The organism is Bacillus sp. 105MF (assembly GCF_000374885.1).
Taxonomy (GTDB): Bacteria; Bacillota; Bacilli; order Bacillales; family Bacillaceae_G; genus Bacillus_A; species Bacillus_A pseudomycoides.
In genome coordinates, this window is the sequence record NZ_KB895587.1 from 61,868 (window position 1) to 79,094 (window position 17,227).

Here is a 17,227-nt window from a genome sequence, read left to right on the forward strand (position 1 = left end):
CTAAACTCTAATGGCGCTATGAAAACAGGGTGGCTTTTTGATAACGGAGTTTGGTATTACCTAAACTCTAATGGCACCATGAAAACAGGATGGCTTCTCGACGGTAACCAGTGGTACTACCTAAATTCAAATGGGACGATGAAAACGGGTTGGCTACAAGAAGGGAGTACATGGTACTATTTACAGCTAAATGGTGTTATGCAAACTGGATTCGCTTCTATTGACGGAACAACGTATTATTTCAATAACAGCGGTACTTGGATTCCTGAAAATAATATTACTGCTACGTCATATATAAACCTTGATTTAACATATGCTTCAAATGTTACTGGTAAAGAAATTGATGCTGACATTAAAAAGTACCAACCAGATAGCCCATTAATTGGACATGGAAACGACTTTGTTGCAGCTCAAGCTCAGTATGGTGTTAACGCACTTTATTTAGCGGCACATGCTATTTTGGAATCCGGATATGGTAAATCTGAAATCGCATATCGCAAACATAATCTATTTGGTTTGCGCGCTTATGATCAGGATCCGTTTAAATATGCAAAATATTTACCAACTTTCGGTGATAGCATTGCCTATAATGCCAATTATGTAAGAGATAAATATTTAGAGAAAAATGGATCATATTACTATGGTCCAACATTGCAAGGTATGAATGTTATGTATTCAACAGATCAAGAATGGTCTACCAAAATCGCAAAAATTATGGAGCGTATTAAACCCTTCCAAAAGCAAGATTATTTATATGCAAAAAAATTACCTAAAAACCCAAATACCTTAAATGTTGACGCACTCTCAAATAATATCCCATATAAAACATATCCACAGGGAACGAAAGCAACTGCTAAACTAGCTGCCTTCTATTACGTTGTACCCTATTCATTTGATGGAGTAATTAAAAGTCAGTCTGTTACAGAAAACAACCAAGGTACATTAGCATTAGGAACATCAGTATTCGTTCATCGCGAAGATCCCAATGGATGGGTCGAATTCTCATTTACAATAAACGGAAATAAATACTGGATATTGAAAACTAAATTAAACATGTAAACAGCACAGCCCTTTTAGACGAAAACTAAAAGGGCTGTATTTATAAAAGCTAAGAGTACATTTAAAGAGGCCAGATTTTTGATATAGTACCTGCAATAGATATATTTCCTAGTACGAAAATTATTGGTTGTTATGCTCTCCCTGAGATATCCCTTTTGGCCAGTGAAGTGAAAAATGTATTTTTTAAGAACCAAAAAGAGGAAATATAAGGTGCTCGTTTTGTTCAATCAAACAAATTGGAATTTATCCAATTACTACTTTAATATACGGGTACACAAATTTCACAATGATGATTATTAACCATTTTGACTACATACCTTTCGATGATTGGTCTTGCTTCATCAAATTGATATCCTTGCCCAGATAATTCTGGAAAAATATCAACCCACGCTTTCTGAACTGCTTCTGCTGTATGATTAATTTTAAAAACAGCATATTTTCCTCCAACAATATTACCTTCTCTTACATAGTCATCAGTTACTGCATAGTCGTTTGAAACAACTATGCAGGTATCATAACGACAGTTTTCAAGTTTAGTAGTTTCAGGATTATCCTGAGCAATTCCAAGAATTATGGATTCGTCATTAAATAAATGGTTAGATTTTGCCCATTCTTTTAATTTTTCCATTGTTCGCACATTATCAATTCCATAAGGGCCAATCTCCCTTATGTAAGCAATCCGATATGCTGGAATCTTTTCAATCATAATATCCATGATTTGTTTGCCTCCTTTAAAGAATAAATAACTTGTTCATCACAAGATTACTACGATATAAAATAGAATACACAGCATTTTTTAAAATCGTTTACATATATTTAAAATATTTACATTTATCATTTTCTAATTCTACACTTAATAAAAAATCCTTTGTCATCACAATCGGTTCGCCCGTTTTAGGATCTGTAGGATGTTTAATTCCTAATTCATCTGCAATAACAAAATGAGAATATTCAGTTATATAAAAGTGATTTCGTTCCAAATCTGATAAAAATTCATGTTGTCTGCTCGTTTTAATCCCTTTCAAGCGTGTTGATCGACCTAACGAGGAAACATTTTGAATCTTCAACCAAGGCTGATAATCACCCCAATTCCTGACCCACGACCTTGCATAATCCACTTTTCAATTTCAGATGTTCTTTTTCTTTTCGACATAAAAACACCCCTTTAGATAATCGTATCTAAAGGGGGTAAAGCTTCGCATCTTTTTTAAAAACGTCGCGACTTTATTTCAAACCAACAATAAATGTAGCTTTAAAATAAAGATTGATCAAATTAATACTAATAGCCTTGATAAACAAGCAAAAAGAAAGAGCGTGTTTTGAAAAAAGATTAATCAAAACACACTCTAACGATATTAACCTCTTAAGAACAGTAAAAATTTAGTTACTCACTTTTTGTTTTTCTTGACATAAAAAGGGGCAATCCCTCAGCCAATTTTCCATGGCTTTTGGGACAGCCCCTCTAATCCTTTAACTGATAGAAAACCTGTTCAATTTTGCCTCAGTACCAAGCATGACAGTGTTAAGCTCATTCCCTCGGCTATCTTGTCCCCTTCTGAAATAGAGACTGCGTAAAAAATTCTTGCTGTTCACGCGAGCAATCACCTGACTGCGACTTCTCGGCAAATTGCAGCATTGCGCTAAGCCGCTAATCCAATCAGCGATTTCTTGATGTGGAAGTAACTCTTTGTCAATCATCATATCCACGATGTTGACCAACCGCTCATCATCCTCATCGCTAAAAATGTGTCTACCATTATGAAGCATGCCAGAAATAGCGATAAGAACCTCACGCAGCATTGCGACGCTGCTCTCCTCGCACTGCACCAGCTCGACAAAAACATCCGCACCGTGAGACGCGCTGTGAGCCCAGCCTCCTACTGAAAGGTAACCTCGCAGATCCTTCTCCTCTTTATAATAACGGAGCATTGCATGCATTAATTGCTCAATTTCCGCTTGATTGAAAAATGGATTCTGTCTGTGTTGTTGCACAATCAAAGCGATAGGCAAGGCAGAGAACGTCCTTGTAAAAACTGACTGATCATCCTCGCTGCCAATATTATAGAACAAATGATTCTCATCAGTCAGAACAGTTAAGAGGCTACGCAACTCCTCTCCACTGAACCTATTCTCTTCCTTAATCCACATATAAAACATCGGATAAATTAGGTTATCCCGTAATTCTGGCTGAGGATCGCCAATATATTGAAGTAACAAAGGTAAGAAATCTTGATGCTGCTCACCTTCGCGTAACTGATACTTATCCTTCTCAATTCTTTGCAAATCCAGCATCAATTTGGTCCTTGTATCGCTCATTTTCCCATCCCTCTCATCATTCGTTCTATTCGGTCGATTGTTTTTTCAAATACTCTTAAACCTACGTTGTTATATTTTAAAATTTTTTGCAATCTTATTTTTACTCCCGATTCATGAGCTGTAATTAACCTTTGACTCTGCTTTAAGTCATCAATAAGAATTATTTCCGATAATATCCAAAGTGAAATCATATAAATTATCATAGTGTAATAGTTCAATTGCTTTATCTCTTTTCATTTCAAGCCTTACTGCATATGTAGTTTCTCTATTTTTTCGAAATCTGTTCTGCGGCCAGCAACAATATAATTCGAATACTCAGTTAAATAAAAATAATTGCGTTCTAAATCCGACAGAAATTCATGCTGTCTGTTTGTTTTTATTCCTTTTAAACGAGTTGAACGACCCTTTGAAGATACATCTTGAATCTTTAACCAAGGTTTATAATCTACTCCAATACCGACCCCTCGACCTTGTTTAACCCACTGTTCAATCTCGGATGTTCTTTTTCTTTTCGACATAAAAACACCCCTTTAGATAATCATATCTAAAGGGGTAAAACGGTGCAACTTTATTTCAAATCTACAATAAATGTAGGTGTTAAAAAAGTTTAATCAAAACTTTGTGTGAAGTATTGTTTTTTCAGAAAAAAACAAGAGCTAAATTTTGAAAAAAGTTTGATAAAAATTTAGCTCTTTGGCATTTTACCCACATTCATTTTTTTAAAAAAGTTTGATCATTTTATTTAATATATCTTTTTTGTCCCGTAGATAAATCAGTTGTACTGAAGTATCCATTTCTTATATCTACTTTGCCTTCTAGGTCTAATTAATCTTTTATAAGAAGAAAACGTGGCAAATATGTAATTTTCCATATCTGAGCCACGTTTTTATCCTATTGCAGTTTTTACACGAATCGTTTCCGTACCCCTACTAAGGTACAGGGAGCTTAATGCCATAACGTTGCTATACAATTGTAAGTCAATGTAGTTGCTAGAGTATTATACAGTGGAAATTTACATGGAAATCATAGAGCTACAATCACAGGCTAAATAAGAAAAAAAAAGCTTCCTTATGAAGACTGTTTCATCCTTATGTATCCTGTGAGGATATCCATTATAAAACCCTAAAATCTTTCATACTTTCTCCAAGAATATAGTGTGAAAACCACATCAAATTCTGCTTCATAATAGCCACATTAATTCCTGGCTGGTCAGAACTATATGCCATTCCTTTAAATATAATTAATTCTGTATCAACTTCCATATCCCTTAATCCTTGATATAGCTCATATGCATTTGGAGTTGGAACTCTTGCATCCTTTTCGCCATGTTGGATTAAGGTGGGGGTACAGGCTGATTTAATATATGTCATTGGTGATGTTTTAGTATATATCTCTGGATCATTCCATGGGTTATTTCCTAAATATATCCTAATAAAGTAAGGTATATCTGTATTTACATAATGGGTACTCCAATTAGTAATTCCACCTCCAACTGAAATAGCTTTAAATCTACTACTAAATGTAGAACAGAAAGCTGATATATATCCCCCGTTGCTCCATCCCATAACCCCTACTCTATCTTTATCTGCAATCCCTTTGTCAACTAGTTTATCCACTCCAGATATAACATCATCGTAGTTAGCAATTCCCAGTTTTCTATAGTTTGCTTTTAAGAATTCATTACCATAACCAGAACTTCCCCTGTAGTTTGGTTCTAAAACTATAAAGCCTTTTTCGATAAACTGTTCAATAGGATATTTCTCATTAAAACAGTCTGAAAATATTGGAAAGGATGCCCAAGCCGGACCACCATGGATTACCACTAATAAGGGATATTTTTTATTTGCGTCAAACTCTACTGGGGTTGATAAAACACCCTCTATTTCAAGACCATCACTACTTTGCCATGAGATTATTTCCCTGTTACTTTTAAGCTTTCCTTTGAAAAAGCTATTTTCATTCGTTATTTTTTTATCGTCTAAATAGATTTCAAAGGTTTCATTTGTTATAGCCTTATTATAGGATATATGATTTCCATCCCTTGTTATAGAAGCATCCATTATAAAGCTATCTACTTTTTCACTTAACATTTCCACAGTGCCATCCTCAGATAGCAACCCAATAAGATAATTAGTTTTATTCTGCCATCTAATTAAAATTCCTTTAGCTGTCCACCGTAATGGAATAACCGTACTATCAAAATCTGTTAAAGGTTGAATTAGCTCTCCATTATTAATATCATATATCTCTAATGTACTGTCTTGTATATGGTTCTTATAGTAATCCTTCTCCCTTATGCTTGCTGAGTAACATATTTTGCTGCCTTCAGGAGAAAAGCAAACGCTCCCTCCCAACAACTTATCTATATTCATCTTTTGTAACTCTCCAGCTTTAATATCTAGTATGTATAGATCTCCATTAATATACTCTCCCATATTTGGGCTTGGCGTAGCCATAAATACAACCTTTTTCCCATCATTTGAAATATCAAATTCTTGGATATGAAAATCCTTCCCATCAGTTAGTTGATAAACAACGCTATTTTCGTGTTCATCTTTATCCTTACCAGCACTATCAGAATTTTCCGGGTGTTCATATTTATCATTTTGTATCACTTTTTCTATTTCAATGTAATATAAACAATTATTCTGGTATTCCTTCCCTATATGATGGAAATTTCCATATAGTTCCTTACGTTTCTTTATCACCTCAGATTCTTTTGACTGTGCAACATAATAAAAACCCTTGCCAGTAGGCTCCCATTTGAATTTACTGATCCCTTCTTTCTCATCAGTAATTTGAACCCCACTATAACCATCTATTGACTTAACAAAGATCTGATTTTTCTTATTATCCCCGTCACCAACTGGGCTAAGGTATGCGATATCCCTAGAATCTGGAGACCATAATGGGTATGTACTATCTATATCCCTAGTTGTTAATGGGTAACTCTGCCCCTTATCTTTTTCATATATCCATACATGATTCCTATATTTATTGTCTTTCCAGTTAGCTGTCTTCTTGACAAATGCTACGTTTTTGCCATCATCACTTATGTTTGTACCTGATAAGGTTGGTAATGAAATAATCTCTTCTATACTTAGATATGTTTTTTCATTCATTTTCATTAATAAACCCCCTCGTAATGTCTAGTAATCTAATTTGTTCAATAAAACCTCTGCCCTATGCTGAACCCCTTTAGAACTGTGTTTAGCTTTCACCACTGTAATACCTTGACTTTCAATGCTTTTCAATGACTTACTTGTCCATGTTCCACTATCATTCACTAGATTTATAAGCAGTCGCTCATAAATAGTTTTCCATTCACGAGTTACAAGCGATGATAAAATCAACATCGACAAAGAGCGATTTTCCCGTTCAATTTCTATAATGTTGAATTGTTTTCCATTCCCCAAATATATTTGAGCAATTACATAACGTCGCCTAGTGACAAGCTCTATCTCTAAATGACTATATAGCTCTCTTTTGGGCATAGCACTCGTTGTATCGATATTAACTACATAAACATAGGATTCTTCAATTTCAATAATACGAATGCGCTGTGAATCTGCTGTATATTGAAACACTTGATTAATATAAATCATCCATATTTCACCTTCTTCAACTTGCTCTCATCAATTGACTGAATAACAATTGGCTGCTCTACATTTATTGGCTCTAACATATCTACTCGAATTATTTTCAGTGCAAGTAAATGATAAAATAGCGTCATACTACTTCCTAATGGCATATGTGTTTCTTTATCAAAGATATTTGTTATTTCTCTAATACTTTGGTTAGTATCTAATACCCTTTGTAACAATGACATCGCTAAATCTTCAATATGCTGCTGGCTCATATTTTGAAATGCATCATATTGTTGGATATCGTATTAGTCATGAATATAACTAATATTCCGTGCCATTTCTTTAGGGATTTCTAGCTCGGTTACAATGCCCCAATCAATTTGTCTCCGTTCCCAGTAAACCCGTTCTATTTCAAATTTCTCAATAACTCGCTCCTTAAAAAGCTCGTCCTTCATCTTGATTGTTCTTGCAAGTTCTACTAACCCTTCACCTTTATCTACTGTTAATAAAAAGTCCGTTGTCATCACAACTGGCTCATTTGTTTTTAGGTCTGTAGGATGTTTTAGACCTAATTCATCAGCAATGACAATTGTTTCTTCCAACGGCAATAAAGGAAATTGTTCTCGAATATCAACGACACAATCAGAATATTCAGTTAAATAAAAGTAGTTTCGTTCCAAGTCTGATAGAAATTCGTGTTGTCTGTTTGTTTTAAAACCTTTTAAACATGTAGACCGACCCTTTGAAGATACATCTTGAATCTTTAACCAAGGTTTATAATCTACTCCAATACCGTTCCCTCGACCTTGTTTAATCCACTGTTCAATCTCGGATGTTCTAGTTCTTTTCGACATAAAAACACCCCTTTAGATAATCATATCTAAAGGGGTAAAACGGTGCAACTTTATTTCAAATCTACAATAAAATTATGAACCTCCCAATCTCCTACTCAACAGTAACAGATTTAGCTAAGTTACGTGGCTTATCAACATCACACTCGCGGTGAAGCGCTGCGTAGTATGAAATCAGTTGTAATGGAATAACCGCTACAAGCGGTGCTAACGCTTCATGTACAGCTGGTAATACGAAGCTGTCACCTTCCATTTCTAAGCCTTTCATTGCGATGATACACGGGTTTGCTCCGCGTGCTACTACTTCTTTTACATTGCCGCGAATTCCAAGGTTTACGTGCTCTTGTGTAGCAAGCGCGATAACTGGTGTACCTTTTTCGATTAACGCGATTGTACCGTGTTTTAATTCTCCACCAGCAAATCCTTCTGCTTGGATGTAAGAGATTTCTTTTAGCTTTAACGCACCTTCTAAACCAACATAGAAATCTACGCTACGTCCGATGAAGAAACAGTTGCGAGTTGTCGCTAAAAATTGCTTTGCAAGTGCATCCATTTCTTCTTTTTGATTACAAAGTACTTCCATTGCATTGGCTACAAGACCTAATTCGTGTGTTAAGTCAAAATCAAGAACTTCACCTTTTGCTTTCGCAATGTCAGCTGCTAAGATTGAAAGCACTGCAAGTTGTGCTGTGTAAGCTTTCGTAGAAGCGACTGCAATTTCTGGTCCTGCATATAAAGGTAGTGTATAGTCCGCCTCACGAGAAAGCGTAGAACCTGGTACGTTTGTAATTGTCAATGCTTTATGACCCATTTCATTTGTTTGCACAAGTACTGCACGGCTATCTGCTGTTTCACCACTTTGTGAAATGTAAATGAAGAATGGTCTTTCTGTTAATAGTGGCATATTGTAAGAGAATTCACTTGCTACGTGTACTTCTACAGGTACTTTCGCAAATTTTTCGATGAATTGCTTTCCAACAAGACCAGCATGGTAACTTGTTCCACATGCAATAATATAAATACGATCGCTATCTAAAATTGCATTACGAATGTCTTCATCTAATTCAATTTCGCCATCTTCATTTTGATACTTTTGAATGATATTACGGATTACAAGTGGTTGCTCATCAATTTCTTTTAACATGAAATGAGGATATGTTCCTTTTTCAATATCACTTGCATCTAATTCCGCTGTAAACGGTGCACGCTCAATCGTTTCACCTTGTAAGTTTTTAATTGTAATGCTTTCTTGTGTTACGATCACCATTTCTTTATCCATTAACTCGATAAATTGATCTGTAACTTGTAACATTGCCATTGCATCGCTTGCAACAACATTAAAGTTGTCACCAACACCTACTAATAGCGGGCTTTTGTTTTTAGCAACATAAATCATGTTTGGATTTTCAGCATCAAGTAAGCCAATTGCATAAGAACCATGTAAAATGGATAACGTTTGACGGAATGCGTCTTCTACACTTAATCCTGTGTTGACTTGCTGTTCCATAAGCTGAACGATAATTTCTGTATCTGTTTCACTTACAAACGTCACATCTTGAAGATATTCTTTTTTCACTAATTCATAGTTTTCAATTACACCATTATGAACTAGTGTAAAGCGTTTTGACGTACTTTGATGCGGATGTGCATTTACTTTACTTGGAACACCATGTGTTGCCCAGCGTGTATGACCGATTCCCACGCTTGCAGCTACATTTTCATCCACGATTTCACGAAGTTTTGCAATACGGCCTTTTTCTTTGTATACAACAACACCGTTCTCTGCCTGTACTGCAATACCCGCTGAATCATATCCACGGTACTCTAGCTTCTCTAAGCCTTTTAATAAAATTTCTTTTGCATCTTGATCTCCAATAAATCCTACGATTCCACACATGTTTAGTCGCCGTTACAAATGCTTACATTGCTTTGCGAACATGTAACGACATAGTCCGATCCCATTATTTACATATAAAAAAACGGATTACATATTGCTAGCCCTGTAAGTCTGTAACGGCTTTCACCTTCCTCTCGATTGGGTTTCAGTCCGTATATACTTATACAGCCAGTATTCATCCGTTCTTTTTCCCTCATCACACTTTTATCTTTGTCCATTGAGTCACCTCAACGCTTTAAATAAAAGCTTTCGGTTGTGATGAACAACCGGGAGTCATCCGCCGAAATCTCGATAAAACTCCTCCTCGTCAACTACATAACTTGTAGCTCTGGCGCTTTCATAATTCATATATTAATTTTGAGAAAAAGAACAAGACCATCTTATAACAAACAGCATAAACCGTCAATGAAAATTTTTCATTGTCTATAAAACATATGAAAAAAGAGCACAAAACGTGCTCCTTTTTCATATGAAATTGGCGAATTATTCAGCGCCAACTTCAGCTTTCACAACTTCTACAATACGATGTACATATCCATCACAAAGTTCTTGTGTTGGTGCTTCTGCCATAACTCGAATAAGTGGCTCTGTTCCAGAAGGACGAACAAGGATACGTCCTTCTCCGTTCATTTCTTCTTCTACCACACGGATGATTTCTTTAATTTTCTCATTTTCTAATGCCAATTTCTTATCTGTTACACGAACGTTCACCAATAATTGTGGGAACTTTGTCATTTCACCTGCAAGCTCAGACAATGGTTTCTTCGTCATTTTCATAATGTTTACAAGCTGAAGTGCACTTAACATTCCATCTCCAGTTGTAATGTAATCAAGCAAGATAATATGACCAGATTGTTCACCACCAAGGTTATAACCGCCGCGTTTCATTTCTTCCATTACATAGCGATCACCAACTGCTGTTTTATCACTTGTAATACCGTTTGCTTCAAGTGCTTTGTAGAAACCTAAGTTACTCATAACTGTTGAAACAACTGTGTTATGTTTTAATTGACCAGTTTCTTTCATGTACTTCGCACAGATGTACATAATTTGATCCCCATCAACAACGTTTCCTTTTTCATCTACTGCAATTAAACGGTCTCCATCACCATCAAAGGCAAGTCCAATATCTGCACCTTTTTCTTTTACTAATTCTGCTAAACCTTCTGGATGTGTAGAACCAACACCGTCATTAATATTCATGCCGTTTGGTGAAGTACCCATTGTAGAGATATCAGCTTCTAAATCTGCAAATAAATATGGTGCTAAAGAAGATGTTGCACCATGCGCACAATCTAAAGCAATATGTAAACCTGAGAAATCTTCTTCTACAGTTTGTTTAATGTATTGTAAGTATTTTTGTCCACCTTCGAAGTAGTCATTCACTTGTCCAAGCTCTGTTCCTGCCGGACGTGGTAATTCATCTACTTCTTTATCTAATAAAGCTTCAATTTCAGCTTCTTGCTCATCAGTTAGTTTAAACCCATCTGAACCGAAGAATTTAATTCCATTATCTTGTACTGGGTTATGGGATGCTGAAATCATAACACCTGCTTGTGCATCTAATGCTTTTGTTAAGTAAGCAACCCCAGGAGTTGAAATAACGCCAAGGCGCATAACTTCTGCTCCAGTTGATAATAATCCTGCTACTAACGCACCTTCTAGCATATGACCAGATACACGTGTGTCACGACCAATAATCACTTTTGGACGATCTGTATCTTTTGTTAATACATACCCTCCAAAACGACCAATTTTAAACGCTAATTCAGGCGTTAATTCCTTATTCGCGACACCGCGCACACCATCTGTACCAAAATATTTACCCATTGCTATTCGCTCCTTTATTTTGCTCTTTTTGTTTTTCTGCTTCATTCTCTTTTTCAGATTCTTTGTTCTGTTCTTCTTTTGGTTTTTCTGTTGGTTTTTCTGTTGGTTTTTCTGTTGGTTTTTCTGTTTCATTCTCTTTATCTTTTTGTGAATCTGGTTGCTCCGGCTTACCTTGTACTTCTTGATCTGGTTTTTCTTTCTTTACAAGGGTTACCTTTACAGTTTTTTGTTTTGCTTCTATTGAAACATTACTAGGACCGCTAACCTGAATTGGAATATCATGCGTCCCAGAAGATATGTTTTGTAGATTAATTGATGCTGTTATTTGCGCCGCTGTTATTTTATCTACTATACTTGCTTCTCCTGAAATATCAACGCTTATCTTTCCACTTTGTGGAGAAAGTAGTTGTAAAGTGAATTCATCTGACAATCCATTTTTTTGTATAGAAATGCCATCTATTGTCTTATGCTTTACAGTTTTTTGTTTTTGCACTTCGACAGAAACCTTCACTTGACTGGGGCTTACATTGGTTACACCTTTCGGTAATAAAACAGAGGCATCGAATGTTGTAGATTCCGTAATTTTACTAAGATCTACTTCGACGCCCTCCAAGGACTTTATATTATCCAAAACATCTTTTGGGCCTGATATTGTCACTTCATTTGGTTCGATACCGATGTTTGTAACCGCTAACCCCTCTGGTAGACTTCCTCTTTTCACATAAGTTAGTGGCACAGTTTTTTCAATATTATTTGTCGCAGTTGGATTTGAAACTGGGATTGTAACATTTACTTTAGACGGTGTTGTTTGTAAGTCTAATTTCCGGCCCTCTTCATCATACAGTACAATTTCGGCTGTCTTTGTTACTGTTTTTGTTATCCCCTTCAAATCAACATACGCCCTGACAAGCGCGACTTTTGCTAGTTCCTCTTCTGTACCCATAACTTCAACAGTCCCTGGTTTGATAGTCGGTTTTTCAACCATACTTCCTTGCATTTGACTCTCATTTGAGTACTTTACTTCCACAGGAAATGACTTTTTTGCTTTCTTTTGAATCGTAACTTTAACTTTCGCCGGTTGAACTGTTGCTTTTAAATTGTTTTCCATCCCGGTATACTTTAAAGGAACATCGTATGTTCCTGTAGAATATCCACGTAAATCTAAAGATACTCCAAACTCACGTTGCGACCTTGCTGCAGTAATTACATTTTTTGGCCCTTCCAATTTTATTTTTATATACTTTGGAACACCACTTACAATATATTTATCTTCATCATAATTTACTGCTACTACAACGTTAGATACTGTCTCCGTTACATCACCTGTTGGAAAAAGTGATGCACTCGTATTCCCTGTCGTGTTTTTATCTGACAAATTCGTTGACATGTAAAGCATTAACGCCAATAGTAATGAAATTCCTTTTAAAAACCAGTGGTTCTCCATTAGCTTATCCATGACGCTTTCTCCTCCAATTCCAATTCCATAAAGATGAAGAAGTTGTCTTCACATTTCCACTAAACTCTGCTAAAAGCATCTCTTTTAACTGTTCGACTTTTAAGTCACGATGCAATTCTCCATTTTTGGTTAAAGAGATTTGGCCTGTTTCTTCTGATACAACCACTGTAATGCTATCAGTTACTTCACTAACTCCCATCGCAGCCCGGTGACGCGTTCCTAATTCTTTTGATATGAACGGGCTTTCCGATAATGGCAAATAACAAGCTGCTGCTTTAATCGTATTTCCTTGCATAATCACTGCTCCATCATGAAGCGGTGTATTAGGGATAAAGATATTAATAAGTAGTTCTGATGACACATTCGCATTTAAAGGAATCCCGGTTTCTACATAATCTCCCATTCCAGTTTCTCTAGATAATGTAATAAGCGCACCTATGCGTCGTTTCCCCATATATTCAGTTGCCTTTGCCACAGCATTCGCAACGATTTCATGCTCTTCTTCTTCCTGACCAATTCCACGGGAGAACAAACTTCCTCTTCCTAATTGTTCAAGCGCTCGTCTAAGCTCTGGTTGGAAAATAATAATTATTGCTAAAAATCCCCATGTTAAAGCTTGGTCCGTGAGCCACTGCAATGTATGCAACTCAAATAAATAACTTAATATACGAACGATAATAATAACTGTAATCCCTTTCAAAAGTTGAACAGCTTTTGTTCCTCGGATTACAAGAATTAGCTTATATATAACAAACCACACAACGGCGATATCTAATATCGTACTGAGATATTTCAAAAGGTTCATATCTCCAAAAGGCATGCTAACCCTTCCTCCTACTTATGAGCAATTTTATCCATATACTGAAATATTATTATTTTGCTCTATCTGTATGTATTTACAACAACTAGTTAATTATACCATACATGAAAGAAACGACAATTACAACGACACCCCCTTGGTGAAAATTGGTAAGATGTCGAACTTTTCTTGTAAAGCGGTATAATATAACTCATTATTATACTCTTTTTTTAAAATAAAAAAAAGCAGCATTTCAGCTGCTTTTCTTACATTTATTTTAGTTTTTCACCGAATAAAGAACCCATTAAAGCTACCGCTGTTGTTGCCGTTCTATTTTTCTCATCTAAAATCGGATTTACTTCAACAAACTCAGCAGATGTAATGATATCAGCCTCCGATAACATTTCCATCGCTAAATGACTTTCACGATATGATAATCCACCAGTTACAGGTGTTCCAACTCCTGGTGCATCATGTGGATCAAGTCCATCTAAATCTAATGATAAATGAACACCATCTGTATGAGATAAATATGCAATCGTTTCTTCCATAACGGCAGTCATTCCCATACGATCAATTTCATGCATTGTAAACACTTTAATTCCTTCATTACGAATGAATTCTTTTTCACCTTCATCTAACGCGCGCGCACCGATAATAACAACGTTTTCCTTTTTAACCTTTGGATACGCTTCATATAAATTAACGAGTGAAGGATGTCCATAACCTAAACTTGCTGCAAGTGACATACCATGAATGTTTCCAGATGGTGATGTCTCTTCCGTATTTAAATCCCCATGTGCATCGTACCAAATAACACCTAAATTTTTATAGTTCTTTGCCACCCCTGCAAGTGTCCCGATAGCAATACTATGGTCACCACCTAATACAAGTGGAAAACGACCTGTTTCTATAATATGATCAACCTTACTTGCTAATTCATCACAAACATGTGCAACTTGTGTAAGGTTTCTTAATTTTGTATTTTCATCTATTTCCTGTTCTCTTTCAATACATAGGTCTCCGATATCTTCTACGTCATACCCAATATTTTGAATTCTTTCAATTACTCCTGCATAACGAATTGCACTTGGTCCCATATCAACCCCACGACGCATTTGCCCTAAGTCCATTGGAACTCCAACGATTGAAATTTCTTTCTTCATAGATAGTCTCCCCCTTTTATGCCTTCACTAAATATTTTAAATCTTTTCTATAGTCTGACTCAACTCGACATTTTTTTGTATGTATATGCACCTTATTCACCCATATCTACGTAGAAACCAATATCCTAAAGCTATTTTATGTATAAAACGAAACGCCTCCCAGGAAACCTCATTACACATGTATTCATAAATAATTGAAAGTAAAAAAACGCCTCCTATATTAGAGACGTCTTTCTGATGCTATTTTCCATACAGATGCGATATTTCGTGCGGACATTTCAATATTTTCCTTTGCTGTTATATATGCTTCCTCTAATGTCATTGGACTTGATGTGGCAGCAAACACAGCATCTATTCCTTCTTTATAAACTGAAATGTGATTAGGGAGCACGGAACCCCCAATAGCTATAACGGGTATATGAAGCTTCTTTGCCCGTCTAGCAATTCCAACCGGAGCTTTTCCATAAGCTGTTTGTACATCTATCCTTCCTTCACCTGTAAGAACTAGATCCGCTTCTTTTATATGTTCATCAAAATTTGTATAATCTAATACAATTTCAATTCCTTTTCTTAATTCCCCTTGTAGTACAGCAGCAACAGCAGCGCCTAATCCCCCCGCAGCTCCTGCACCTGCAATCTCTTCCACATCAATATGTAAATATTTTTTTAATACATGGGCATAACGCTTTAAGTTATCATCTAACTGTGCAATCATTTCTGCACTTGCTCCCTTTTGTTTTGCAAATACAAAAGATGCTCCTTTTTGTCCTGTCAAAGGATTATCTACATCACACGCCGCTTCTAGTTTTACATGTGCTAAACGAGAATCCAACTTCGATAAATCTAAAGAATCAATAGAATGTAACTTTCCACCGACAGGTTCTATTACTCGTCCATCTTTCTCTAAAAATTTTACACCTAAGGCAGAGAGCATTCCGGCACCCCCATCGTTCGTAGCACTTCCTCCAAGACCTAAAATGATGTGCTGTACGCCTTTATCCAGTGCATCTAATATAAGCTCTCCCGTTCCTTTTGTTGTTGTAATAAGAGGGTTTCGCTTTTTAACTGAAACATGCTGTAATCCTGATGCTGCTGCCATTTCAATAAACGCTGTTCTTTTGTCTTGAGAAATGCCGTAAAATGCTTCTACACGCTCACCAAGTGGACCTGTTACATGAAGTGGAATAATCTTTCCTCCTGTAGCATCAACAAGGGACTGGACTGTACCTTCTCCTCCATCTCCAATCGGGACTTTTACATACTCAGCTTCAGGAAAAATTTTAGTAAATCCTTTTTCAATAGCCTTACATACCTCTATCGCTCGTAAGCTTTCTTTATATGAATCAGATGCAATAACAATTTTCAACACCGATCCCTCCATTCCCCTTATTCCAACACACTTCAATTCAAATGGTGTATTTCACTCTATCTTTCTATTGTAAACGAAATGAATGGAAACTCATCCTTATTAAGCAAGATAAACAAAAAACCTTACATCAAAAGATGTAAGGTTTTTTCTAATTTATAATGGAGCCTAGCGGGATCGAACCGCTGACCTCCTGCGTGCAAGGCAGGCGCTCTCCCAGCTGAGCTAAGGCCCCGAAGTAAAAAAGCGGAAGACGGGATTCGAACCCGCGACCCCAACCTTGGCAAGGTTGTATTCTACCACTGAACTACTTCCGCGAAAATGGTGAGCCATGAAGGACTCGAACCTTCGACCCTCTGATTAAAAGTCAGATGCTCTACCAACTGAGCTAATGGCTCGTAAATGGCTGGGCTAGCTGGATTCGAACCAGCGCATGACGGAGTCAAAGTCCGTTGCCTTACCGCTTGGCTATAGCCCATCAAAAAATATAATGTTTTTCGAGACGAAAATCATCATATCACAATAACCAATAAAAAACAACTGCTCAAAGGCAGAAGTTAAAATGGCGGTCCCGACCGGGGTCGAACCGGCGATCTCCTGCGTGACAGGCAGGCATGTTAACCACTACACCACGGGACCATTGGTTGCGGGGACAGGATTTGAACCTGCGACCTTCGGGTTATGAGCCCGACGAGCTACCGAACTGCTCCACCCCGCGACGATACTATTCATATGTTATATATGGTGGAGGATGACGGGATCGAACCGCCGACCCCCTGCTTGTAAGGCAGGTGCTCTCCCAGCTGAGCTAATCCTCCAAAAGTGGTGACCCGTACGGGATTCGAACCCGTGTTACCGCCGTGAAAGGGCGGTGTCTTAACCACTTGACCAACGGGCCAA

The 17,227-nt window shown here is 36.8% G+C and carries 11 protein-coding genes, 8 tRNA genes and 4 pseudogenes; 1 reads left to right on the forward strand and 22 read right to left on the reverse strand.

What is annotated here, in order from left to right; translation table 11 throughout:
* The coding region (locus C564_RS32580; protein ID WP_033794873.1) for a glucosaminidase domain-containing protein at window positions 1-1,059 on the forward strand (1,059 nt) is incomplete at its 5' end.
* Between the two features lie 259 nt (window positions 1,060-1,318).
* Here C564_RS32580 and C564_RS0124210 read toward each other — a convergent pair.
* From C564_RS0124210 to C564_RS0124330, 22 genes and pseudogenes are all read right to left on the reverse strand, one after another.
* The gene (locus C564_RS0124210) at window positions 1,319-1,774 is read right to left on the reverse strand and encodes an AraC family transcriptional regulator (protein ID WP_018767167.1); all 456 of its coding nucleotides are present in this window, start codon (window positions 1,772-1,774) and stop codon (window positions 1,319-1,321) included.
* A gap of 130 nt (window positions 1,775-1,904) precedes the next feature.
* Window positions 1,905-2,212, reverse strand: a pseudogene (locus C564_RS36955) (heteromeric transposase endonuclease subunit TnsA); the annotation flags it as partial.
* Window positions 2,213-2,529: 317 nt separating this feature from the next.
* Window positions 2,530-3,375, reverse strand: a complete 846-nt coding sequence (locus C564_RS0124225; RefSeq protein ID WP_018767168.1) for a DUF2785 domain-containing protein — start codon at window positions 3,373-3,375, stop codon at window positions 2,530-2,532.
* Window positions 3,376-3,671: 296 nt separating this feature from the next.
* A pseudogene (locus C564_RS0124235) lies at window positions 3,672-3,893 on the reverse strand (transposase); the annotation flags it as partial.
* Between the two features lie 594 nt (window positions 3,894-4,487).
* Window positions 4,488-6,503, reverse strand: coding sequence for a S9 family peptidase (locus C564_RS0124240; RefSeq protein ID WP_018767171.1), 2,016 nt, complete (start codon window positions 6,501-6,503; stop codon window positions 4,488-4,490).
* A 21-nt stretch (window positions 6,504-6,524) separates the two neighbouring features.
* Entirely contained in the window at window positions 6,525-6,980 is a 456-nt protein-coding gene (locus tag C564_RS0124245; RefSeq protein WP_018767172.1) for a Tn7-like element transposition protein TnsE, read from the reverse strand.
* Window positions 6,977-7,816 (reverse strand): annotated as a pseudogene (locus C564_RS0124255) (TnsA endonuclease N-terminal domain-containing protein). Before C564_RS0124255 ends, C564_RS0124245 begins: the two are co-directional and overlap by 4 nt.
* A 91-nt stretch (window positions 7,817-7,907) precedes the next feature.
* On the reverse strand, window positions 7,908-9,710 hold the full coding sequence (gene glmS / locus C564_RS0124260; protein ID WP_003194417.1) for a glutamine--fructose-6-phosphate transaminase (isomerizing): 1,803 nt from the start codon (window positions 9,708-9,710) through the stop codon (window positions 7,908-7,910).
* A gap of 12 nt (window positions 9,711-9,722) precedes the next feature.
* Window positions 9,723-9,907, reverse strand: a pseudogene (locus tag C564_RS38270) (hypothetical protein).
* A 286-nt stretch (window positions 9,908-10,193) separates the two neighbouring features.
* The gene (gene glmM, locus C564_RS0124270; RefSeq protein ID WP_018767176.1) at window positions 10,194-11,540 is read right to left on the reverse strand and encodes a phosphoglucosamine mutase; all 1,347 of its coding nucleotides are present in this window, start codon (window positions 11,538-11,540) and stop codon (window positions 10,194-10,196) included.
* Window positions 11,533-12,996, reverse strand: a complete 1,464-nt coding sequence (locus tag C564_RS0124275) for a CdaR family protein (RefSeq protein ID WP_018767177.1) — start codon at window positions 12,994-12,996, stop codon at window positions 11,533-11,535. The genes glmM and C564_RS0124275 overlap by 8 nt, the downstream gene beginning before the upstream one ends.
* On the reverse strand, window positions 12,989-13,816 hold the full coding sequence (gene cdaA, locus C564_RS0124280; protein WP_003204777.1) for a diadenylate cyclase CdaA: 828 nt from the start codon (window positions 13,814-13,816) through the stop codon (window positions 12,989-12,991). The genes C564_RS0124275 and cdaA overlap by 8 nt, the downstream gene beginning before the upstream one ends.
* Window positions 13,817-14,067: 251 nt before the next feature.
* Window positions 14,068-14,961, reverse strand: a complete 894-nt coding sequence (rocF, locus tag C564_RS0124285) for an arginase (RefSeq protein WP_018767178.1) — start codon at window positions 14,959-14,961, stop codon at window positions 14,068-14,070.
* Between the two features lie 220 nt (window positions 14,962-15,181).
* Window positions 15,182-16,327 carry a glycerate kinase gene (locus tag C564_RS0124290; RefSeq protein ID WP_018767179.1) on the reverse strand — a complete coding sequence of 382 codons (1,146 nt, stop codon included), beginning with the start codon at window positions 16,325-16,327 and terminating at the stop codon, window positions 15,182-15,184.
* Window positions 16,328-16,489: 162 nt separating this feature from the next.
* Window positions 16,490-16,562, reverse strand: a tRNA-Ala gene (locus C564_RS0124295).
* A gap of 10 nt (window positions 16,563-16,572) precedes the next feature.
* Window positions 16,573-16,644, reverse strand: a tRNA-Gly gene (locus tag C564_RS0124300).
* A gap of 5 nt (window positions 16,645-16,649) precedes the next feature.
* Window positions 16,650-16,725 (reverse strand) — tRNA-Lys (locus tag C564_RS0124305).
* A 5-nt stretch (window positions 16,726-16,730) separates the two neighbouring features.
* Window positions 16,731-16,805 (reverse strand) — tRNA-Gln (locus C564_RS0124310).
* An 85-nt stretch (window positions 16,806-16,890) separates the two neighbouring features.
* Window positions 16,891-16,966, reverse strand: a tRNA-Asp gene (locus tag C564_RS0124315).
* A gap of 2 nt (window positions 16,967-16,968) precedes the next feature.
* Window positions 16,969-17,045, reverse strand: a tRNA-Met gene (locus C564_RS0124320).
* Window positions 17,046-17,069: 24 nt separating this feature from the next.
* A tRNA-Val gene (locus C564_RS0124325) sits at window positions 17,070-17,145 on the reverse strand.
* 5 nt (window positions 17,146-17,150) lie between these two features.
* Window positions 17,151-17,225: transfer RNA gene (locus tag C564_RS0124330), tRNA-Glu, on the reverse strand.
* Window positions 17,226-17,227: the final 2 nt, after the last annotated feature.